Source organism: Clostridium sp. E02, assembly GCF_003833015.1.
In the GTDB taxonomy this organism is placed as follows: Bacteria; Bacillota; Clostridia; order Lachnospirales; family Lachnospiraceae; genus Lacrimispora.
The window spans coordinates 90,419-112,411 of sequence record NZ_RJLQ01000014.1 but is presented as its reverse complement, the minus strand read 5'-3'; the positions used below and the strand labels follow the sequence as shown (position 1 = coordinate 112,411).

At 34.4% G+C, this 21,993-nt stretch carries 18 protein-coding genes; 2 read left to right on the top strand and 16 right to left on the bottom strand.

What is annotated here, in order from left to right; genetic code table 11:
- Positions 1–24: 24 nt before the first annotated feature.
- From EFT72_RS12065 to EFT72_RS12050, 4 genes are read right to left on the bottom strand one after another with little or no spacing between them, the layout of a single operon-like run.
- Positions 25–2,553, bottom strand: a complete 2,529-nt coding sequence (locus EFT72_RS12065) for an AMP-binding protein (RefSeq protein ID WP_124067171.1) — start codon at positions 2,551–2,553, stop codon at positions 25–27.
- 37 nt (positions 2,554–2,590) lie between these two features.
- Entirely contained in the window at positions 2,591–3,310 is a 720-nt protein-coding gene (locus tag EFT72_RS12060; protein WP_124067170.1) for a thioesterase domain-containing protein, read from the bottom strand.
- Positions 3,311–3,353: 43 nt separating this feature from the next.
- Positions 3,354–3,593 carry a phosphopantetheine-binding protein gene (locus EFT72_RS12055; RefSeq protein ID WP_124067169.1) on the bottom strand — a complete coding sequence of 80 codons (240 nt, stop codon included), beginning with the start codon at positions 3,591–3,593 and terminating at the stop codon, positions 3,354–3,356.
- 15 nt (positions 3,594–3,608) lie between these two features.
- Positions 3,609–5,261, bottom strand: coding sequence for an AMP-binding protein (locus EFT72_RS12050; RefSeq protein WP_164473143.1), 1,653 nt, complete (start codon positions 5,259–5,261; stop codon positions 3,609–3,611).
- Positions 5,262–5,576: 315 nt separating this feature from the next.
- Here EFT72_RS12050 and EFT72_RS12045 point away from each other — a divergent pair, with 315 nt between their 5' ends.
- Positions 5,577–7,352 carry an oleate hydratase gene (locus EFT72_RS12045; RefSeq protein ID WP_124067167.1) on the top strand — a complete coding sequence of 592 codons (1,776 nt, stop codon included), beginning with the start codon at positions 5,577–5,579 and terminating at the stop codon, positions 7,350–7,352.
- Between the two features lie 137 nt (positions 7,353–7,489).
- On the opposite strand, the gene EFT72_RS12040 is transcribed toward EFT72_RS12045, so the two are convergent.
- The 10 genes from EFT72_RS12040 to EFT72_RS11995 form a co-directional block, all read right to left on the bottom strand.
- Positions 7,490–8,185: a hemolysin III family protein gene (locus EFT72_RS12040; RefSeq protein ID WP_124067166.1), complete on the bottom strand. Its 696-nt coding sequence runs from the start codon at positions 8,183–8,185 to the stop codon at positions 7,490–7,492.
- Positions 8,186–8,200: 15 nt separating this feature from the next.
- Positions 8,201–8,869 carry a putative ABC transporter permease gene (locus EFT72_RS12035; protein ID WP_164473142.1) on the bottom strand — a complete coding sequence of 223 codons (669 nt, stop codon included), beginning with the start codon at positions 8,867–8,869 and terminating at the stop codon, positions 8,201–8,203.
- Between the two features lie 43 nt (positions 8,870–8,912).
- Positions 8,913–10,829: a VTT domain-containing protein gene (locus tag EFT72_RS12030; RefSeq protein ID WP_124067164.1), complete on the bottom strand. Its 1,917-nt coding sequence runs from the start codon at positions 10,827–10,829 to the stop codon at positions 8,913–8,915.
- Positions 10,826–11,752, bottom strand: a complete 927-nt coding sequence (locus tag EFT72_RS12025) for a hypothetical protein (RefSeq protein WP_124067163.1) — start codon at positions 11,750–11,752, stop codon at positions 10,826–10,828. Before EFT72_RS12025 ends, EFT72_RS12030 begins: the two co-directional genes overlap by 4 nt.
- 385 nt (positions 11,753–12,137) lie before the next feature.
- Entirely contained in the window at positions 12,138–12,806 is a 669-nt protein-coding gene (locus tag EFT72_RS12020; RefSeq protein WP_124067162.1) for a helix-turn-helix domain-containing protein, read from the bottom strand.
- A 127-nt stretch (positions 12,807–12,933) separates the two neighbouring features.
- Positions 12,934–13,536 (bottom strand): accessory gene regulator B family protein, encoded by a 603-nt coding sequence (locus EFT72_RS12015; protein ID WP_124067161.1) that lies wholly within the window; start codon positions 13,534–13,536, stop codon positions 12,934–12,936.
- Between the two features lie 5 nt (positions 13,537–13,541).
- Positions 13,542–13,697 carry a cyclic lactone autoinducer peptide gene (locus tag EFT72_RS12010; protein WP_243110003.1) on the bottom strand — a complete coding sequence of 52 codons (156 nt, stop codon included), beginning with the start codon at positions 13,695–13,697 and terminating at the stop codon, positions 13,542–13,544.
- Positions 13,698–13,824: 127 nt separating this feature from the next.
- A complete protein-coding gene (locus EFT72_RS12005) occupies positions 13,825–15,162 on the bottom strand; it encodes a sensor histidine kinase (RefSeq protein WP_124067160.1) in 1,338 nt (445 codons plus the stop codon).
- Positions 15,152–15,865 carry a LytTR family DNA-binding domain-containing protein gene (locus EFT72_RS12000; RefSeq protein ID WP_124067159.1) on the bottom strand — a complete coding sequence of 238 codons (714 nt, stop codon included), beginning with the start codon at positions 15,863–15,865 and terminating at the stop codon, positions 15,152–15,154. The genes EFT72_RS12005 and EFT72_RS12000 overlap by 11 nt, the downstream gene beginning before the upstream one ends.
- Positions 15,866–16,587: 722 nt before the next feature.
- Positions 16,588–17,502, bottom strand: coding sequence for a non-reducing end alpha-L-arabinofuranosidase family hydrolase (locus tag EFT72_RS11995; protein ID WP_124067158.1), 915 nt, complete (start codon positions 17,500–17,502; stop codon positions 16,588–16,590).
- A 243-nt stretch (positions 17,503–17,745) separates the two neighbouring features.
- On the opposite strand from EFT72_RS11995, the gene EFT72_RS11990 reads away from it, so the two are divergent.
- The gene (locus EFT72_RS11990) at positions 17,746–19,416 is read left to right on the top strand and encodes a DUF2207 domain-containing protein (RefSeq protein WP_124067157.1); all 1,671 of its coding nucleotides are present in this window, start codon (positions 17,746–17,748) and stop codon (positions 19,414–19,416) included.
- A 182-nt stretch (positions 19,417–19,598) separates the two neighbouring features.
- Here EFT72_RS11990 and EFT72_RS11985 read toward each other — a convergent pair whose 3' ends face one another.
- Together EFT72_RS11985 and EFT72_RS11980 are read right to left on the bottom strand one after the other, a co-directional pair.
- Complete coding sequence (locus EFT72_RS11985; protein ID WP_124067156.1) at positions 19,599–20,153, bottom strand: GNAT family protein; 555 nt, start codon at positions 20,151–20,153, stop codon at positions 19,599–19,601.
- A gap of 286 nt (positions 20,154–20,439) precedes the next feature.
- Positions 20,440–21,804 (bottom strand): jacalin-like lectin, encoded by a 1,365-nt coding sequence (locus EFT72_RS11980; protein ID WP_124067155.1) that lies wholly within the window; start codon positions 21,802–21,804, stop codon positions 20,440–20,442.
- Positions 21,805–21,993 lie beyond the last annotated feature (189 nt).

Sequence of the window (21,993 nt, the reverse complement as noted above, 5' to 3'; positions counted from 1 at the left end):
TAACTTAAATATCCACATTTGTTCCTATATGTTTTTTATTACTTTCGCAAAAAGTTTTAATAAGTTTTCCATACGACCGGAAACAAGTTTATTTGAATTATAATAAAGAGATATAAAGATTTGATTACCCTGTTGTGTTATCCCCCATAACATATCGAAAAAACCAAGTGCAATACGATCTGAATCTCTTAACAATTTTGTATTATATACTAGGGATGAGATATTATGGCTTTTATTAAATTTTGATTTACTTTGGAACATTTCAATCTTAATTTGATTTGATTTCTGTTTGGAAATTTCTTGATATAAATCATCAATCTCTTGTAGCGAATCAAAGTCAAAAATATAGGTATCAATAAAATGACTCTCCTTTAATAAACCATACAATGACGCAACCGAGTCATGAGTAACTTCCCAATATAAGTATGCAATTAATGTTAGAATCACTTCATCTGCATTTATGGTATACTTCCTTGATAAATCTTGTATTCTGTTCGCATCTAGTTCACAAAATGTTAACTGCAGTTCAGAGAAATCATTACATTCATAATCTGGATAATAGTATTGTTCCGGCCACTTTATAGTCTTTAATTGGATATCAGCTTTTGAACTTAGTGCACTTGCAATTTCTTTTATTGTCCTGAATCTATAGATATCAGCTACCTTTAATGCGCCTGGATAGCAGGCATCTATCTGGTCATAAATTTGCATAACAAGCATTGATTGCAACGAATAATAGAATAAATCATCCGCTATCCCAATCGTATCTGTTCCTATAACAGCTTTCACTATATTCAAAACTTTTACTTCTGTTTGCGTTATTGGCGCTTCCATTGTTCTCTGTGACAAACGTTCCTTCCTAATATGGTCAATCACTAAAATAGTATCATCAAAAATTCCATTTCTGTATTCTTCTAATAGTTTAAAACGCTGTATTTTTCCACTTGTAGTTTTAGGCATTTTTTTGATGGGAATTACATATTTTACACTCAATCCAAGTTCATGGAAAATGCCCAATCTTATTTCTTCTGTGGCAAATTCAAAATCTTTTAGCTCACCTCTATAGGTTACAAATACTAAAATTTGCTCCACCGTTCCATCAAAATAGCCTACAATCGCAATATCAGAAAATTTTACAGTCGAAAGTCTCTCTGCTATTCGCTCCAGATCAGTGGCATAGTAATTTTGACCATTAACAATAATAACTTCCTTTGATCTTCCCAATACGACAAGACTTTTATTACGGAAAAATCCAATATCTCCAGTATCAAGCCACCCATCTCTTTGCAGAATGACAGTGTTAAGATCTTCCCTGAGGTAGTAACCTTTCGTAACATTATCTCCCCGAACTTGGATATTTCCAACGATATGATCAGATACAATGCTTCTCTTATCATCAACAATTCTTACTTGACAGTTCGCAACAGGGGATCCCAAATCAACAAATACTGAGTCTTTTTCAGACTCGGTTTCAACTTCAATTACTTGCTGACCTACGGAGACTGTACTACGATCTACGATTACTCCCTTAATACCCTCTCCAAGAATTGAAAACGTGATTGCAAGACTTGCCTCTGCCATTCCATATACCGGAAACATAGCCCGCTCTTTAAAACCATACTGTTTCATGTGACAAATAAAGTTTTTTACAAGATGATAAGAAATCATTTCTGCACCGTTAAAAATAATTTTTAGCGAAGATAAGTCCCAATTATAATTGTTATTATGATCCATCTTCTGCAATAAATGAGAATAACCAAAATTTGGAATAGATGTTATTGTAGCTTTGTGTTCGGTGATTTTCTCCATAAAAAGCTGTGGACGCTTTACAAACATTGTAGGAGTCATAATATATTGATCAGCGCCAAGAACCAATGGTGTAAAATGCATTCCAATCAAGCCCATATCGTGAGTTAGTGGCATCCACGATATGGAGATATCGGTCTTCTCAGCATGACACCCTTTAAGAATTGATTTCACATTTGTCATAATATTTTTATGGGATAAAGTAACTCCCTTTGGGTCTCCTGTTGAGCCGGATGAAAACTGAACATAAGCAATATCAGCCTCCATAGCCTCCATAACAATACCTTCAAAATCATCTTCTTGTTTTATATTGAAAATCCTGCCTTTAATATCTTCTACGACTTTTTTATTTTCAACTACTTCATCTAGTAATTCTAAAAAACTATCATGTATTTCTGGAGAAATTATCAAATGCGGATTGGATAGCTGTTCCCAAATCTTTGCAACTTTAGTTCCATTTTCTTTGCTATTTCCTGTCGTAATAGGTATGGGGATAATACCACCTAAAAGGCATGCCCAAAGTGTACGGATAAAGTCTTTATTATCTACAATTTGGAAAACTAACTCGTCGCCTTTCACCATACCTCGCTTTTGAAATTGATATAAGGATACTTTTGCTTGTTGATAAAGTTCAGAATATGGTAAATATAACTCACGATTTTGTGAATATATAAAATGAATACCTGTATCCTGGTCTTTGATGCCAGCTAAGGCATCCGTTAAAGTATTTCCATTAAATATTTCCATAATATCATCCCTTTTTATTTGTTTTTACTCAATAATATTAGTTAGTATTTGCTTTAAGTTGATGATTAACCACCTTAATGATTTCATCATCAAATTCCCGAATAAAAAAATGATCTCCTTCAAAAAAGTAGTAAGAACACTTCTCCAAAGTCGTATTATCCCATTCTGTAATCCTTTTCATATCTACTTGCGGATCATCTTTTCCGCACAATACTGTTACCTCGCAATTCAATTGATAAGGAATATTACTGTAATGGTAATTACACGCTATATCCAGATCATGCCTGATAAGTGACATACAGAGTTCAAAATATGCTTGATTAGACTTTATTTCATCCGGTATTCCGCCCATTTTTATTATTCTTTCATCAAGTTCTGCAATAGACAAATTTCCAAATTGTTTTTGGGACATTTCGTATGATATCTGTGGGGCATTACTTGCAGCAACAAATAAGTGATTCGGTTCTTTGCAAAGGCGAATTTTAAATTGACGTGACAACTCAAAAGCTAATATCGAACCCATACTGTAGCCAAAAAAAGAAAAATCCGAATCACCAATCACCAATTTACATTTGTTAAAAATATCATCAATCATTTCATTGAAAGTTTTGTAAGCTGGTTCTTTATACCTAACTCCTCTACCGGCAAGTTCAATTAGCTCAACCTCAATTGGTTCACCAGTTTTTCTAGACCAATCCCGATACATGGAAACAGAACCTCCTGCGTACGGAAGACAAATCAATTTGATAGGTGACATAATTATTCCTCCAATACATTAATCTTTAATCATGTATAAATTGCTAAACAATATTCTCCATTTTTCCTTTAACATATGAAACTATATCTTCCACTGTTTGAATGGTAATTATATCCTCATCCAAAATTTCGACATCAAAATTTTCTTCAATGATGCCACAAAGATTCATAACTTCAATTGATGACATCTCAATATCTCGGATCAAATTTGTTTTTAAAGTTATATCTTTCGGATTAATATTCTGCATTTCACATAATATGGTTTTAATTTTTTCTTCCAACATAATCACTCCTTTCGATTAGTTCTCACTGCATATTAAATGTCTTTTTATTTTACCTGAGCTTGTTTTTTCAAACTCCGCATTACGTAACCGAATCAGCTGCACACGCTTGTAAGGAGGCAAATTACTATTAATTTGGAAAAATTCTTTTTCTAATTCTCCTTGTACATCCATAATACTATTTTCCTTAATGTACAGTTCATCTGGATAAACAGTAGCCGTTAATAAAAGTCGCTCTTTATTATTCAAGGCATGTATTACTACTTCTTTTACAAGTGGTACTTCTCCAAAAATGGCTTCTAATTCCTCAGATGATACATTCTCACCATTGTCTAAAATTATGAGATTTTTGATGCGTCCTGTTATATATAAATTATTATTTTTATCTATATATCCCAAATCTCCAGTTCGGTACCATCCATTAACAAAGGATTCCTCCGTAGCTTTTGGATCATTGTAATAACCACTCGTCACAATTGGTCCCCTTACCAAAATCTCATCATTTAAAATCTTTACCATACCATATGGGAACGGAACAATTACTCCTACCGACCCTGGTTTATTATGTCCTGGCATATTGCTTGCAACTACCGGAGAGCACTCCGTAATTCCATAACCATAATTAACCTGAATGCCAAAACATTGAAATTCTTCCATTAAGTCAGCACTTAATGGTGCCCCGCCACAAACTATTGTAAGTATCTCACCCCCAAATATATCTAGAACGCTCTTAAATAAGTTCCGCCTGAGATCTATACCTAATCTATTTAAAAGTTTGGCAATTACAATAAGCTTTTTAAGTTTTTTTTCCTTACCGGCTTTTTTTGCCTCTGCCCAGATTAATTTATGCATCATTTCAACAATCATTGGTACTAATATTAAGAGAGTAGGCTTATATTGTTTCATGCTTTGTGTAATGTATTTCAGGCCTCTCCCAATACAAATTGTACATCCTATTACGATTACACTCTGAATGCCGGTAGTAATTTCATACATATGATATGTTGGCAAAATTGGTATCGTTGTACTAAAATCACTTTTGCCAGCAAAATGACATGAAACGATTAACCCAGAACACATATTCTTATGTGTAAGCCTAACTCCTTTACTCGTACCGGTAGTACCTGAGGTAAACACGATTGCCGCCAATGAATCTTGCTCTAGTTCTGATAAGTGTGAATCCGTATTTTCAGAACTTTTAATAATATCAGGTACGTTTGGAAATTCATTACTTTCTATTATGGAAATAAATTTTAATGATTCTATATTTTTTTGAAGATATTCAATTAATCCTGATTTGTGTGACGTATCGTAGATGAGACAATCGGCATCCGATTTTCTTAATAAATGAGTGATATCTTCGTTTGAGAGTTGCTTATCAATAGGTATAACAACGGCACTTGAACATGAAATACCATAAAAAGAAACTATCCATTCATAACTCATATCTCCAATAATTGCGATATGACCTTTATTCAAATCAAGTTCTTTTAGATATGTTGCTATTTTGCAAACATCTGACCGCAACTGGAAATAAGACCTCTCTTCGATTGTTATACCGTTCTGCCATTTTACTGCTGGTTTTCCACCATAATTTTCAGCCGCAAACGTAATTACGTCTTTTAAAGTTTTTATGTTTGCATAATCCATATTCTTTAAATCAAGATCCATGACAGTCTCCTTTTTATTAATTATTGTTAAATAAAATTTATAAGTTTGCATAAATAAATAGTAAAGTGATATTATTTTTAAACTATACACTTTTAAGAATCTAATAACTCATGTATAGTCTGTAAGACAAGTTTTTGTGTCCAAATAACAATTGAGTTCGGGAGTAATAACTTCGGAATGCTTTGGGGTTTTTTAAACGGGAAAACTTACCTTATCGACTATTCATGCGAATTTAATTTCTATAAGGTGTTATGATTAATAAGACATACCATTTTAAATTATGTATCATATCAGCAATTAAAAGGAGGTTTTGTTATGTATTATTCCAGTGGAAACTATGAAGCATTTGCACGACCTGAAAAGCCTGAAGGGATTGACCAAAAATCTGCCTATATTGTTGGATCTGGCCTTGCAGCCCTTACGGCCGCATGTTTTCTTGTCCGTGACGGGCAGATGAACGGTGAAAGAATACACATTCTTGAAAAAGAATTTCTTGCCGGCGGTGCCTGTGACGGTTACAAATACGACAATACCGGTTATGTAATGCGCGGTGGACGCGAAATGGATAACCACTTTGAATGCATGTGGGATTTATTTCGCTCCATTCCATCTATTGAGACCGAGGGCGTTAGTATACTTGATGAATATTACTGGCTTAATAAGCATGACCCGAATTATTCCCTTATGCGTGCCACTGTGAATCGTGGTGAGGACACACGGACAGACGGTAATTTTAGCTTACCTGAAGAGGGAGCGATGGAAATCATGAAACTATTTTTTACGCCAGACGAAGCACTGTATGACAAACGTATTATAGACGTATTTAATGAAAATGTTCTTAATTCTGATTTCTGGTTGTACTGGCGGACAATGTTTGCCTTTGAGAACTGGCACAGTGCGTTAGAAATGAAACTCTATATTAAACGCTTCCTTCATCATATAAAGGGCCTACCTGATTTTTCGACACTTCGCTTTACCAAGTATAATCAGTATGAATCCTTAATTTTGCCGATAATCAAATATCTGGAATCTCATAATGTACAGTTTCACTATGGTGTCAATGTATTAAATGTTGAATTCGATATTCAAAAGGATAAGAAAATTGCAAAACGCATAGTAACGTTACGAAAGAATAGAAAGGAAGACATTAATCTTACCAAAAACGACTTAATATTCATCACCAATGGTGGCTGTGTTGAGAACTCGACTTTCGGTGACCAAAATCATCCAGCAGCCTTTAACGCAGAAATCAAGGATGGCGGTGGTTGGGATATGTGGCGTAAAATAGCAGCGCAAGATCCGTCTTTTGGACACCCCGATAAATTCTGTGGTGATCCCAATCAAACCAACTGGATGTCAGCGACCGTAACAACCCTCGATAACCGGATACCTCCTTATGTGCAAAAGATTTGCAGACGGGATCCTTTCAGTGGTAAAGTTGTCACCGGTGGTATTGTAACTGTTAAGGATTCCAACTGGCTGCTCAGTTGGACTTTTAACCGTCAGCCCCAGTTCCGCGATCAACCAAAAGATCAGTTAGTAGGCTGGATTTATGGCTTATTCAGTGACAAACCTGGCAATTACATAAAAAAAACCATGCGTGAATGCACGGGCAAGGAGATTTGTATGGAGTGGCTGTATCACCTGGGCGTGCCTGAAGCCCAAATTGATGATATGGCAGATTGTAGTGCCACTACCGTGCCATGTATGATGCCATATATCACTGCATTCTTCATGCCCCGGCGATCTGGGGATCGCCCCGCCATTGTTCCGGAGGGCAGTGTAAACTTTGCATTCCTTGGTCAGTTTGCCGAAACTGTGCGCGATACGATCTTCACTACAGAATACTCTGTCCGGACCGGCATGGAGGCTGTTTATACGCTACTGAATATAGATCGAGGTGTGCCTGAAGTTTGGAGCAGCACATATGACATCCGTGAACTGCTCAATGCCACCGTCAAATTAAACGATGGAAAAAAACTAACCGAACTTAACCTGGGAAATAATGACAAACTAGCTCTTATGGAAGTGTTTAAGAAGATAGCGGGTACCGATATTGAGAAGTTACTTAAAGAATATAACATAATTTAATAGCCATCATTATGAAATATCGGCATGGAATGGAATGTTTTAAGGCAAGAAATCGTAAAATAGAGCTTTGCCGGCATCTATAAATTAATAACTGGTTAGGGATTTGACACCTTAACCAGTTATTTAAAGAAATTAATTTAATTAAAAATCAAAAAAATACAGTGGCTTACAGAACCAAATAGCGTTAAGTAATGAGACAGCTTATGATTTACAATACGTTTATCTTTTATTTGCAATATTTTGTATGGGTGTATCAAAATCCCAAGTGCATAAAGTAAACCACCACCAGTTAACCAAAAGAGACCATTGTGATGAATGGTATGAGTTAAGACTATCATGGAGAAAAGCAAAACACCACATAATAGGGCTTGACAACAATACAAAAGCCATCGTGGATAAAGTGTTAATACTTTAAGTATGATGCTTGAAACTGCATACCCCCATACCATACCAAACATAGTCCAGCCAACTGCTCCCCGCAAAATAATAAAACAAATAGGCATATATATACCTGTGATCAGGAGCGGCAGCATACAGGAATCTATTCTTTCCAATGCCTTGTGTGCTTTTTCCGAGATATAGATTGTATGAACGAATACAGAGATTAAATAATACATACACAAGCACGCGCAAAACAAACTATATGCAACTATCTTCCATGGATCAGCTCTATCGAGAACATTATTAACAATTAGTTCAGCAGTAACTACCCCCGTCACAATCACACCCAAAAAATGTGATATTGCGCAAGATAGATTTTCACGTCCGCAAAATATATTCTTCTCTTTTATAATATCTTTATTTATTAGCTGTAATAAATCCTTGTTATACATTGTCACTCCCTTAAATCATTTATTTACAAGTTCCATTTGCGGAAAAATATCGTTTAGCAACTCGTCAGGGTAGTAAGTATCCAATAACTCATCATACAAAGATTGAGTCGAAACTCCGTTTTGCCTTTCTACCCAACGATCAATAGTTAAAGTTGTTAATGATGCATCAAATATAAAAAATATAACCAATGTCCACGTTATAAATCCTCCCATCTTATCTATTATTCTATCAATAAATAACGATATCCTGGGATAAACATGTCTTATAAAGAACACACCTAATGCCCCCCAAAATATCATATATATTAACGATGTTCTTCCAGTCAATGAAAGTGCAAAAGGTGAGTAATCCCATGACTGTACACCCCAAAAAAACTCTTGTATCCAACTGCATATAAATTCAAATAAACCGCCAAAGAGTGCACATATGCTAAAAATCCATCTATTACTTTTTCCTTTTAAGGGATATGTAATAATTACAAGAATCAAAGCACCTAAACCATAAATTTGACTAAAGGGTGCATAAAGCAAACCTTGTCGACTTTCCATAGCTCCATTCTTCATAATGCCATAGAGAACCTCAACAAAGTAGCCGATGATTCCACCAATAATAAATATCCAAATCCCCTTGTATAAATACTGCTTTTTTGTAGTCTTACTACCATTAGGCCCTATCTCTGCCATTGTAGTTGACAATATCCTCAACTCCCATCTATTCAAATCAATTTTAATTTTTTAACCATTGTATAATTTCGATTTTAATCTTTTCCAGCAAATCAAGTCCCATTTTCTTACGATACTCTGAACCTATTAGATTACAATTCAATGTGCATGTATTCTGATAAGTGCTGACGGAAACCTGAAAATCAGGACTTATCCTGTAAGTTCCAGTTAGGAAACATTTATTCAATTTTGTACCGTCAAAAACTAATTTATTACAATCAATTACTCCAAAATTTGTAAATGATATTGGGAAAATCTTATATAATTTTTTCCCAAAGATATTTAAAATAAATATAGGTACTTTATTATATAGAAAATGTAATAGTGGTATTCCATTAAAACAGCTATTATTAAATTTCAATTGTTCCATCTGACTGTGTATTTTAAGTAAAGTTGTTTCAAAACATTCGCTAGGCTTTATGATTATATGAAGTTTATATATACCTGTCATGTTTGCTATGGTAAGAGCTTCTTCTTGCAACTCCCGTTTTCCAAATCTGCGTAAATTTATAGGACAATTTAAAGTAATAGATTCAGTTTTAAGGAATTTAACTATAGTTCGGGCATATGCGGTTAAAAGTAAATCGTTAACTGTACAGTTTAACGCTTTTGTTTTTCGCTGTATCGCCAAAAATTCCTGCTTTTCTATCGTCTTTATAAGACAGTACGGAATATTTCCAGATTTATCAAATGGTAGCTCCTTGACTTCACCATATGATATAACTTTGCAAAGTGAAGTTTTGATATTAATTTTTTCCAGGATTGGTTTTAAATCCCGCTGATTCAGTATATCTTTTTGGGAATCATTATTGTTATAATAATTTGCCAGAAGATATAAATATTGTGTGAATCCTGCTCCATCACATAAGATATGGCTTATGCCGATTGTAAGAATATCATGGATTTCTTTGTGGCAGACATGGATTTTTAACTGTGTCTCTGTCAGTAAGTTCCAGCACCAATCGTCCCCGAAATCAGAATTATTATCAACAAACAAATCTTCAATTGTGTGCCCTCTATCAACCCATTTGCCTTTTTTTAAATCATAGGAGCACAGGATTTGAGGTACGGTTGAGAGAGTCTGTTGTACTGCATATTTCAGTCGTTCTATATCTATTCGTCTATCAAAATGCAAATGACAAAATACAAAAGGTTGCAGCTTTTCTATATTTATGGTTTGAATAAAATCCATACACTGTCCTTTTGTATTTAAGTCATTACGTTTTCCAATGGTCCTGCAAAAACTCACCAATTTATCTTTGCATAAAATTCCTATAAGGCCGATAACTCCAGTGAGTACAAATACCGTTATTGATATCTCCCATTCACCTTTACGCATTTTCGATCCTACCATTGCAGATGATAGCATAGAAGGAATTCGCGCAAAGGATGATAGCATTATGAATTTCGAAAGTTTGATATTGCTGAGTCCAACAACATACGTCAGCATATCTTTTGGTGTGCCGGGTATGAAAAAAAGCAAGAATGTGACTGTTTCAATTTTTTTATTGTCTTGTATCCATCTCCATACTTTTACTTTTTCCATTCCGAAAAATCTGTTAAGTAGTGGTTTCCCAAATTTCTTTGATAATGTAAAGGTTATTGTTGATGCAATAGACGCACCAACCAAACAAACAAAAAAGCCACCAAAGGTTCCGTATATAATACCAGCAAGTATTTCTATAGGTTCACCAGGTATAAATGCAATAACGATTTGTAAAATTTGAATTCCTAATACAATTAGCCATCCCCTGATTCCTATACTTTCAACCCAACCTTTGAATTGATTTTGATATTCTGGATCTGATAATTTTTCAATATAAGGTAACATAACCAGCATTGTTACTATAACTAAAGCTACAAAGGCACAGGAAGCAAAAATTATTGCAGTTATACTTTTGTCTTTTTTTGTAAATTTCATGTTTTGTACTCCAAATCTGAACTTTTTTTACAAAATTTAATTTCATAGGCAAATTCCAGTTTTCTATAATAGTCCAACTCTACAAAATCCGTCGGCCTAATATTAGCAATATCCTTTTGAAAGTATATAAGATTAGCTAAAGCAAGTATTTTATAAACAAATTGAGAACAAGGCATCTTGTTTAACTTAAATAAGTTTTTAGAATTTAATTCTAAAAGGTTATATGCGTTTCCTTGTTCATTGATTTCATGTACTTTGTCAATAATTTTTTTCTTTTCTACACTGGTTGCCTTTAATCTATATACCATAATTGATGAGTCAGCATTTTTACAAAAACCATTCATTATTTTAGTATTAAGGCCAAGTGGAGATATTTTTTTTCCACCATTATAACTGAATATTGTATATAGTTTTTTATCAAAAGAGAGAAGAACATGATTGAACGATTTGTTTTTAAAAATAGAAATCAGCCTACTGGCGGCACTTCCGAAATTTGTAATTATAATATATATAAATCCCTCATTTAATGTAGAATAAGCTAAGTCAAAGTACTCATTTGTTAAGCTGCCATTGCTAACATACCGAAAAGAGCTTTGTCGTAGGAGGTTGCTAATAATCTCCAACATGTTTTCTTTAGAAAGGGATATTCTAGATTGATTTATTTTTGCAATCCCTTTCCTTATGATGTCCTTGTTGTGTATCAGTTGTACATAACTAACAACATACCATTCCTCCAATGCTGAATTTAAAAAGTTGCTATTTTGTTTGTGGAAAAGCACTTGGTCAACTACAAACGGAACCAATACAAGGGTAGTACCGAATATTTTCCTTAATCCAAAAGCACCATCACTAGTATTTAATCCAAAAATTATCTGCGTGTTAAACACGATTTGCACAACCACAATAAATATATATGCTAACATGTATATGAATTTATCATTAATTGTAGCCGTAGAACATACGAACCGTATCAACAAATAAACGAACACGAGAATATAGGATAGATTGAACAATATATAACTATTGCTGAAATACAATATCAAAGCTGCAATAGAAGAAATAATAATGGGTAGAGTAAAGAAATGTATTTTTTTCATTGCGTGATCTGTACGCCTCCGTTTTGGTTTCAACTTCTATTAAAACAGTGGGGGAGGTACCTATCGTACCCTCTTGCACTGAATATAATACACATCAGTTCTTCAAATGATATCTCAATATAACTTCTGCTTCACTTTTTAATGAACGATCGATTCGTTCTATTAGTTGCTATTTTTTTTACGGAGTTATTCGCCCCGTAAATCTTTATTCTTACATTTTATATGAATGAATTAATGAATCTATGCTAACCTTTTTCGCAATCTCTACAGATATTTTTTCTTTTACTTCAAATGCATCTAAGTGGACATGCATTCCCCACCAAGACAGTGTTTCAATCATTAACCTGGTGCAATGTTGTGGATATAATAATTGGCGAATCGTGCCACGTTCAATAAATATCTGTATATATTCTGAAAAAGTATCAAAAAACTTTTGCCTGAATTTTATATAGTAATTCCACAACCTTCCACTGTCTTTAGGGTTGTTTTCAATAAATAAACAGCCTACTCCGTAACGAGTTAAAATATCAAAGGCATCTGATAACATTGTTTCATATGAATAATCTTGTGCATCATTTTCTAAATGGCTGCCAAACTTAAAATTATTATTATCAAATGCCTTCATTATCTCTTCTTCAAGATTAGTAAATGTATTCTCGTCAATAGGCAACTTAAAATCATATTTAATTAAATCAGGTTCAATTGTACATTTTAAGATAAAAAATAATATAGCCTTTTTACTAACAAATAAGGAATATAAAGCACCTGTTGATATACCAGTAACTTTCACGATATCTCTTATCTGAGTTCTAGAATAACCTTGATTAATAAAAAGCTTACTTCCTTCTTCATATATTTTTTGAAACCGATAATCTTTCATTAATATTATCCCCTCTGTTTAACAATCTGTTCGTTCTAATATTTTAACATAAAGAGACCGTCGTCATCCATGAGTCCAACTTATTTTCTTTTCGTAAAATACAATGCGATGAAATTCTAAATCACATTTATGGTGTAGTTATATAATTATTATGCTTCGTTAAATTTTGAACTATCTTTAATAATAAAAGCAACCCTATCATATCCACGGCGGTTACAGAAAAATAAATAATCAATGGATTTATGTGATATAACCATAATATAAAAATAATTATAACTTCTACAGCTAAGATACTTTTTGATATTTTAGAATACTTTATTAGCTCATAGCTATCCAGAGGTTTATTTGAATCCTCCAAAGGTGCAAATTTCCAAATACACCAAATTGCTAATGGTAAAGCCATTAGTAAAACCAAGTTAACTATTTCTAAGAACGGTACCTTGGATATAAAATAAACATATAAAAATAAAAATAGTGAACTTGTATAACACTTAAAGTAACTTTTCCTGTGAAATCCACCACAAAAAATTCTTAAAGGAATAAATAGTAGCATAAAACATATTGCAGACAGCAATGAGTCAAAAAAAAGACCTAGAAATATAAATGTTCCCCATGTATATATAGACGAAATTAACAGACCAAACCCATACATGTATAGATCTTTTTCTTGAGACTCTATTGCATTAACTGCAATGGCTTTATTACATAGGTACTCGGCCAAGCTATTCATGAACTTTATATATCCTTACGAAGTTTTTTCGCACTATCAGGTACTTTTGGCTGATGAAGGGGACCCGCGCATGCTGAATTGACATTGAGTTTGGCAATACTTCTCGCCTCAATTGAAAGAATCTTCATAACGGATGCTAAGACTTTATTCCTTATACTCATAATAATCTCTCCTTTATGTAAATAATATTTCTTGCAACAATAATGATTATACTATTTGTACTTTTGTGAAGTTGGTTGTTTGTTGCAAATGCAGATATTCTTGTCTCAAAAGCTAAGACTGCCTATGTCACTGATTTTTGTCATCTATTATAGGCATACAGAGGCTCAGTCGAAAAATATTTTCTGTAAATGAAAAATCCATTGTTCCATTATAATGGCTGACTGCATCTTTTATATTCATCAAGCCATAACCGTGTGAATCAGACGACTTTTTTGTGGATCTAATTCTATTACCTTTGAATACTATATCATTTACTTTTGTATTATAAATTTCAATAAAAAGCATAGAATTAACTCTAAATATTCTAAGATTAATATATGCCTCCAGATTAAAGTCGAGTGAAAGACCACATGCGCTAATAGCATTATCCAAAGCATTTGCAAAAATTGTACAGGTATCTTTATATGAGATAAAAGATAATAAATTGTATTCAATATCAATTTCGAATTTTATGTTTAACTTTTGACATTGCTGTTCTTTTTCATATAATATTATATTTAAGACGTTATTATCACTTTTGTTAAGATTTTGAAATTTAGAATTATCAATTTCATTAATTAGATTTGAAATATATTCTTCCATATCAGAATTAGATTGTATTAAACTAGACAAGCATATAAGATGATTTTTAAAATCATGTGAAATTCTTCTAAGCTCCTGCAAGTTTTTTTCTTGTTGTTTATATGAGATCTCAGTCGTAATCTGTTGAGTACGCATTTTTTCAACTTCTTGTTCTAGAGCAGCTTTTTTATTAAATTCGTCATGAACAGCTAGGACTATAATATTAGCCATTCCCAATCCGGTAACCACTGCTACATAAATAACATTTGTAATAAATGTATCAGTATCATAGGAATTATTATGTAAATATAAAATATAATACATGCACCCAATGCTCGCAACAGGCAAAATCAATAAATATTTACTGAAAGATAGTATCTTTAATTTTTTCTTTTTTAAAAATTTTATTAGGTAAAATGAAATGAAAGAATAAATTATAACACTACTATCAATTAAAAATATTTGCAGGGTATTTGTTCCACGTAAATTGGGCGTATACTGTAATATGACGTTGCAAATGGCAATAGTCATGAATTCACAGAATATTACAACGGTAAAGGCTATAAGGGAAGTGACAAATATTGTTCTCCAATTGCCATTAAGTACAATTTTGCATCGGACGAATATAATTATCAGCATAAATATGGAGTTTAAAACTGAGATGTTAAAAGAATTAATTAAAAAAAGTAAAACCGCAGAAATAACAATTCCAGACAAATCTGATAATAAACTATTGACTTTTGGCTGAAAGAATACATTAGTAAATTTATAAGCAAAATAAAAATCTATAAAACACTTAACAAAGCTCAAAAAGTAGACCACAATATACATGTCAATTTTCATGATATTCACCAAAATATGTATGAAGCTTACTTTTGAAATCTTTAAAATATTTTCGCCCTAAAGTTATAGCAGTTCCATTGTTCATGATAATTTGATAGTTTTTAAAATATTTAATATAATTAATATTTACAATAAAACATTTATGTGGATACAAAAACATATTATTCGGCAATCTATTATACAAAGATACAAGAGTTTCCCAAGTTTCAATTGCATAATCACAAACATATATTGATCTTTTGCGAGAAAGTGACTCAATATAAATAATATCGTTTATGTTAATATAGTATTCACTATTGTTCGAAGTAATAGAGATTTTATCTGCTGAATGAACAACCTTTTTAAGAAAAGCATCCATCGTCTTCGTTATGTTTTCCTGGCTAATTGGTTTTACAAGATACCGGAAAGCACCAACCGTATAGCCCTCTATTGAAAACTCTTGTGACGATGTAATAAATACAATAATAGAATTATTGCCCATTTCTCTTAGTATCTTTCCATACTCTACTCCATTTTTCTCTGTATTAAGGTAAATATCTAAAAATAAAAGATCAAACCTTAAACTGCTTCGAAGTAAATTTTCAGGTGATGAGAACTCTTCTACTTGAAAATCAATATTTCTTTGAATGGAGTAAAAATTTAATTGATCTCTTAATTTCGTACGATGACTATTTTCATCATCACATATAGCTATTCTTACCATTTTTTTCCCCCTCGTACAGTTGACATACGCACACTTTGATAGACTGACTTCTAAAGTGTCACATCAGAAATCAGTCAATTTACTATCATTAAAAAGTACATAGCAATTGTTTTTCGTCAATCAATAAAAAGTACGACGAAGAGGATTATTTTAGTATATTTTTTAAGCAAAATCCCTCAAGTTTAGCATTTAGCAGAATGAAAAACTTTATAACCATCAGCAAGAAAGTGATCTTTACAAGAAGATGTCAGTCTTCAAGTTTTGGAGATGGTTCGCATTGCTATGCTGATCATCAAGGTGTAACCTGCCAAATCATCTTTGTTATTTTGTAAAGCTTCTTGTTATATCAACGCATTTCTCAATTATATGGGGCTAAATTCAAACAATAAAACAAGTAAATTCGACAAAATTAGTCTTATTTTTATTAGATATTGTGTAAAATTATGCAAATAACACGTTATATCTTAATTTTAATCCAAAATTACATAATATGCAAGTTTATTCTAAAAAAATGCAGAAATGCAGAAATGTAAGTAAGTTAAGCACCAATGTACAATTTACATTTAGTAGCAGAAATTGCATAGGTCATACTTGCGTAAAAAGCACAGGGAACACCCAGCGTATGACCGCTTGGCATCCCCTGTAAGCAAAAGCAGATTTCTCATGAGCTTGTACCAATTATAACGCTTATGGTATTATCCGCATCATCCGTTTTGCCGATCTTATCTGTAATTTTTTATCATTCCCAAATCCCAGGTAATCTGCTGGTATGGTCCTGATAAGTTATTCGTCCCTTGGATCAGAAAATCAACCCGGTTAATATCCTTAATCTCCATCTTCTGATTATAGCCGGCACGTATAAACTCACCGTGAGATACATTGTTGGTCCATCTATCGGCATTATATTTTAAGTTGCCTCGCCATGCCCACTTCTCAGCTACTCTGTTCCATGGACCTCCGGCACTGTAAGATTGCCATAATTCATAGTACCGGCCATCTTTCATATCTTCGATTGCAAGGTAATATTTGCCATCTGCTAAGGATTTATAGATATTTGCTCCCTCAAAAGTATCTGATATGGCTACGGAAGCAGAACCCCAGCCTGATGGGAATCTGTAAAGTGGTGTTTTTCGTACATATAATCTATGTGAATTGTCACTTGGAGTATTATACATATAAGCATAGGAATCATCACATATTACATAATAATCCCATCCCTTATTTCCATAGATACCAAAGGACTTTGGTCCTGACCAGGATCTGGGATCTGCTATATTTGTTGTTGTTGCATATGCTGCACCATGGATTCCATCCTGATATACCAGATACCATAACTTTTTAGGTTCAAAATAAAATACCTGTGGTGCACAAAAGTAGCTTTCCCCAATGGAACTCAAATAGGTGCGTGGGGCGTACTTAAGGCCTGAAATTGTAGATGCTGACGTATAAAGCATCTGCCAGCCGCCACTTTGATTGGCGCCAGTATAAAAGACATGATACTTCCCCCCATAATATACAATGGTAGGATCTTTTGCACCATAAAAATCATAGGGCTTTGCTTGTCCATGATAAATAACCCTCTCATCTACATACCATGTGGGATTTGAAACTGCGGTTGCACTTAATGACTTATTCATAAAATACTCTCTCCCTATATATCTTTTTACTGCCCTTACCCATTCGTATCTTCTTACGGATGTCCCATAAATCTCTTACATCTGTAATTTACCGCCTCCCCTACTATCATATGCACCTAGTAAAGTAATTGCTCCCCCACCCATGATTTAGCAAAAATAATGATATGACAGTAAAAATGTGGTATACTCTAAGTACATAGTCAAATCGTATTATACTAATATCGAAAAGACAGGAGAAAGAAAATGGAATTAAAACAAAAACATTTATTCCCTATTTGGTTCTTGCTCGCAATACTGTTTATCTTGAATGCAGTCCCAGTATTTGCCGCAGAGGATGCAATCCCATCGATCCGTGTGGAGGTCAATCTTCAGAGTGATGGTTCCGCAGCCATAACGGAAATCTGGGATGTACGCGGTGTAACAAGCGGCACAGAATATTACAAGGCGTTGAATAACTTGAATGAAATGAGTGTTCATTCTCTAATTGTATCGGATGAATCTGGCCAGCAATACAAGACTCTGGATAACTGGGATACCAAACGCTCAAAAGACGAAAAGTCCGGCACCTGCGGCATTTTAAAAACCTCGAAAGGATACGAACTTTGCTGGGGCATTGGAAGTTATGGTGACCATCAATATACCATTCAATATACGCTTGAGGGATTGGTAAAAGATTACGGTGACTACGCAGGATTTTATCATCAATTTCTATCCGAACTTTCCAGTGCTCCGGGATCGGCTTATATTCGGATCCGGATGCCGGATGTACCGTTAACGGCTGACAATGCCCGTATCTGGGGTTATGGTTTTACTGGCGAAGTTACGATCGAAAACGATGGCAGTTTAACCGCTATTTCTACAAAAGCTTTAAAAAATAATGATTACGCAAATGTACTCTGCCGTTTTGACCGAAGCTTGTTCCCCAAGGCCTCAGCGGGCAGCATATCCTTTGAAAAATTGCAGGAATCTGCGGATAATAAAAACTCAAATACGGTCATGTATATTATTTTTGCTGTATCGGCAGTCGCCATTGTTGGGTCTATCATTTTACTTATCTTTTTTTATTCTCGGTTCAAACTGGCCGACGGAACAATTGTGCGGCTTCCAGGTATGAAACACATAGACAAAAACTGGGCGATCCCTTTTGGAGGAAGCATTCCATCTGTATATTCCACGATACTGCTTCTGCGCAATGGCATTCCCTACGATGCGCTTATGGGTGCGTATCTCATTCGCTGGCAGGAAGCGGGATACATTCACATTGAAATGCGTGACCATGATCAAAACGGTAAAAAATCCAAAAATGAAGAAGCAATCCTATTCAGTCCAGACAAACCAGCCGGACCTGGAGTGGAGTATTCGCTATACTTAATCTTAACCGGATTTGCCGATGAAAGCGGCATTCTTTGGGTGTCAGACATGAAAGATCAAGCAGAGAAAATTTCAGAAAAACTAACTGCTTGGGCAGAAAGAGTGAAACTTGACGGTAATAATGAATTAATCCGTATAAATGCAGCAGCAACTGACATAAAAGGTTCCATACGGTTTACAGCTTCGGGTTTTGAACAAGCGATACGGACACTTGGCTTTCAAAAATATCTCAAAGATATGCGTAGTCAAGACACAGATCAGGCATCGAATGAAGCTCTTTGGGGTGATTATCTTGTGTTTGCCACCCTGTTTCAAATTGGAGAACAAGTATTGGATCGTATGAAATCCCTTGATCCCAAACAGTTTAATTCCTTCTCTGGCATGTACGGCTGCTCCCCTCTCAGTATGATCTACTTAATGACTATGACTAACCACGTTACCAGCGCTGCTGCGCCAAAGTCAAATATTGCTGGGACTGGGGGAGGCGTAAGTTCTTCTGGTGGCGGTGGATTTTCAGGTGGAGGCGGCGGAGGCAGCCGGTAATGTGACGCACAAGCCAAATAAAAATGACGCCGCCCGGACCTTCTGGTACCCTGGCGGCATCATCTAAATAAATAACCTAATGTCTCCCGATCATTCCCCTCTCTTAACCGGCAGCCATACCTCAAATTTGAAATCAGCTGCTCCTCTGTTCCCCTGATTTGGAAAACACTCAATACCCACAGTCAATGATGGGGATTGAATTTCTTATATTCACTATCTAACATTGCGTATAGATAGGTATCACTCCAAATAGGATCTTTGTTTTTATCTTTTTTGAAATAAATGTTTTTTAATAGACAGCCTTCTCTTCTCATATTAAGACGTTCAAGAAGTTTCCATGAACTCTCATTTAAGGGGTTACATTCAGCCATTACTCTATGTGCCTTTCGAGTTTCAAACGCATACTTTAAAAATTCACGACATGCCTCTGTGGCATATCCTTTTCCCCAATAGCTTGAATTAAAAACGTATCCGATTTCGTATGTAGAAAAATCATCGGGTCCATTCTGATCAAAATATATATTACCAACTAATTTTTTCGTTTCTTTTAGGCATACCGCCCAGAAAAAATTAGATTTGGATCTGTATATAACTTCTTCCTTACTTGCATCCTCTGTATACACCTCATATGGTTCATATTTTACAACATCTTCATTAGAGAGATATTCATGTAAATCTTTCCAATCATCCTCCTTATATCTTCTGATTATCAGCCTTTCTGTGCTAAAACAATCCATAAGAAACAGCTCCTTCTTTTTATCTATTGACACAACATATTATTTATTCTATCATAAAATCATCTTCATGTGAAATCTATTTCATATTTAAAGTACCAATGGAATATTTATCCTGTTTTTTAACCAAAGCTTTGGAGGATTGATAAAGTGAATGAACAAATTATAATAACTATAGTAACGGCAATCGCAATAGTATCTACATTGTGGCTTTATATATATGGAGAGCTATTAGATCGTAAGCTATAAATATCAGCCTAATTGTCTTACTATACAGACTAAACTGACATTACACACTTGCTAGCGTTTTGTAGATAACGCCTATCTTATCAATGTTAATTTCTGCTCGCCCGAAGAAGCCAGCAATATAGGTTCCTGTAGGTGCGGTCAGAGTAAGTGCTGTTCCACTTTTTACTCCATTTTCCAAAACACGGCCCTTGTTTGTTGTCAGTCCCAGATAGAATATCCTGTCTGCTCCCTTATACGTATTTTTATAAATAACCGCCTTTGTGATATACTCATCGTTATTTAATTCTAATCTCTTCTCAGTCCCGCCAGTTCCACCATTGCTGAGTACCGTACCATCCGCATAGGTCATAGAAATTGCATCCACTCGGTTTTCTCCCCTTACAGCAACGGATACAGGCTTGCTAATCATTGGTGCTGTATTTCTTAGAAAATTAAAAGCGATTCCACCAGTTCCTCCCCATAAATCGCTATAAGTCAAACTATCATTACTGGTATAGGTGAAATTGGAACTGATGGGGTAATGATCGGAAAGCTGGTTTCCCTCGGAATCCGTAAAATATGTATTTTCAACCTGGTAAGAAGTAGGATTTAACGTAATGCCTGCACCACTTCGATAGAAAATCTTATCCACAACTTCATTGTCGGCACTTGTCTCGCCAGGCCTACCTAATAAGGCTTCTTCTCCCATTTCTGGATAACTTCCATTCCTTATTTTTTCGATCCAGACATCCTTCATATCCAACCGATCAACTAATAAGGTTTTTAAATTATCCTCAGTTCTGGTATATCTGCAATTCGTATCTCCAAAAACAATAACTGCATGTCCCTGTGAATATTGTTCAATATAGGTAGCAAGCTGATTTAAATTGCTACGTCTTGCCGCTTCCGATTTTGGATCAGTATCTGCATCCGCGTGTAGATTATAAACGTCTATGTAAACTCCTTCTGCTACTTTAACTTGATTGTACAGGAACCCCTTTGGAGTCAACTCATCGCTACCACGATCAAACAAACCATAACGGTCTATCCATGTCTCCCGATCTATATCTTCAAAAGAAAAATCGGATAAAAAATTCAACCCATCTCCAATTCCTGCTCCTCCTGAAGTGGGGGTTCTATATGTATGTGTGTCATTTGCATAAAGGGAAGCGTGATAATTGAAGTCTTCCTGTACGTTTACTAAATCGTAGGAATAAAGTTTTGTTCCGATTTGGGGAATGTAATTCTTAGGGTCTCCACTACTTGAAAACATGTCTGGCAATCCTCCGATATTATAAGAAAGAATGCTGAATGTACCTGTGGAAGTGCTTTTGGCACTTACGCGAATGGAATTATTTGCAATTATAAGAGTGGTTACAAGTCCCAGAATAGAAAAAATGAGAATTTTATTCTTAAGTTTTGACATAATGAATCATCTCCTTTTATTTTTATAATTAACTAATTACTAATATTAGTTTCTCACTTTATTATAAAATTGTCAATTAATACCCGTTTGTCTATCGCATAATCTGTATATTTTATTTTTACCTTCCTATCTCAGACGATTGACAGCCGACCGATGGTCGCTTATAATAAAGTCAAGAAGCGAACGCGG

What these genes read in the sequence shown, in the direction of transcription:
- EFT72_RS12065 (WP_124067171.1), bottom strand. Translation starts at nt 2,553, where the DNA reads ATGGAAATATTTAATGGAAATACTTTAACGGATGCCTTAGCTGGCATC.
- EFT72_RS12060 (WP_124067170.1), bottom strand. Translation starts at nt 3,310, where the DNA reads ATGTCACCTATCAAATTGATTTGTCTTCCGTACGCAGGAGGTTCTGTT.
- EFT72_RS12055 (WP_124067169.1), bottom strand. Translation starts at nt 3,593, where the DNA reads ATGTTGGAAGAAAAAATTAAAACCATATTATGTGAAATGCAGAATATT.
- EFT72_RS12050 (WP_164473143.1), bottom strand. Translation starts at nt 5,261, where the DNA reads ATGGATCTTGATTTAAAGAATATGGATTATGCAAACATAAAAACTTTA.
- EFT72_RS12045 (WP_124067167.1), top strand. Translation starts at nt 5,577, where the DNA reads ATGTATTATTCCAGTGGAAACTATGAAGCATTTGCACGACCTGAAAAG.
- EFT72_RS12040 (WP_124067166.1), bottom strand. Translation starts at nt 8,185, where the DNA reads ATGTATAACAAGGATTTATTACAGCTAATAAATAAAGATATTATAAAA.
- EFT72_RS12035 (WP_164473142.1), bottom strand. Translation starts at nt 8,869, where the DNA reads ATGGCAGAGATAGGGCCTAATGGTAGTAAGACTACAAAAAAGCAGTAT.
- EFT72_RS12030 (WP_124067164.1), bottom strand. Translation starts at nt 10,829, where the DNA reads ATGAAATTTACAAAAAAAGACAAAAGTATAACTGCAATAATTTTTGCT.
- EFT72_RS12025 (WP_124067163.1), bottom strand. Translation starts at nt 11,752, where the DNA reads ATGTTAGCATATATATTTATTGTGGTTGTGCAAATCGTGTTTAACACG.
- EFT72_RS12020 (WP_124067162.1), bottom strand. Translation starts at nt 12,806, where the DNA reads ATGAAAGATTATCGGTTTCAAAAAATATATGAAGAAGGAAGTAAGCTT.
- EFT72_RS12015 (WP_124067161.1), bottom strand. Translation starts at nt 13,536, where the DNA reads ATGAATAGCTTGGCCGAGTACCTATGTAATAAAGCCATTGCAGTTAAT.
- EFT72_RS12010 (WP_243110003.1), bottom strand. Translation starts at nt 13,697, where the DNA reads ATGAGTATAAGGAATAAAGTCTTAGCATCCGTTATGAAGATTCTTTCA.
- EFT72_RS12005 (WP_124067160.1), bottom strand. Translation starts at nt 15,162, where the DNA reads ATGAAAATTGACATGTATATTGTGGTCTACTTTTTGAGCTTTGTTAAG.
- EFT72_RS12000 (WP_124067159.1), bottom strand. Translation starts at nt 15,865, where the DNA reads ATGGTAAGAATAGCTATATGTGATGATGAAAATAGTCATCGTACGAAA.
- EFT72_RS11995 (WP_124067158.1), bottom strand. Translation starts at nt 17,502, where the DNA reads ATGAATAAGTCATTAAGTGCAACCGCAGTTTCAAATCCCACATGGTAT.
- EFT72_RS11990 (WP_124067157.1), top strand. Translation starts at nt 17,746, where the DNA reads ATGGAATTAAAACAAAAACATTTATTCCCTATTTGGTTCTTGCTCGCA.
- EFT72_RS11985 (WP_124067156.1), bottom strand. Translation starts at nt 20,153, where the DNA reads ATGGATTGTTTTAGCACAGAAAGGCTGATAATCAGAAGATATAAGGAG.
- EFT72_RS11980 (WP_124067155.1), bottom strand. Translation starts at nt 21,804, where the DNA reads ATGTCAAAACTTAAGAATAAAATTCTCATTTTTTCTATTCTGGGACTT.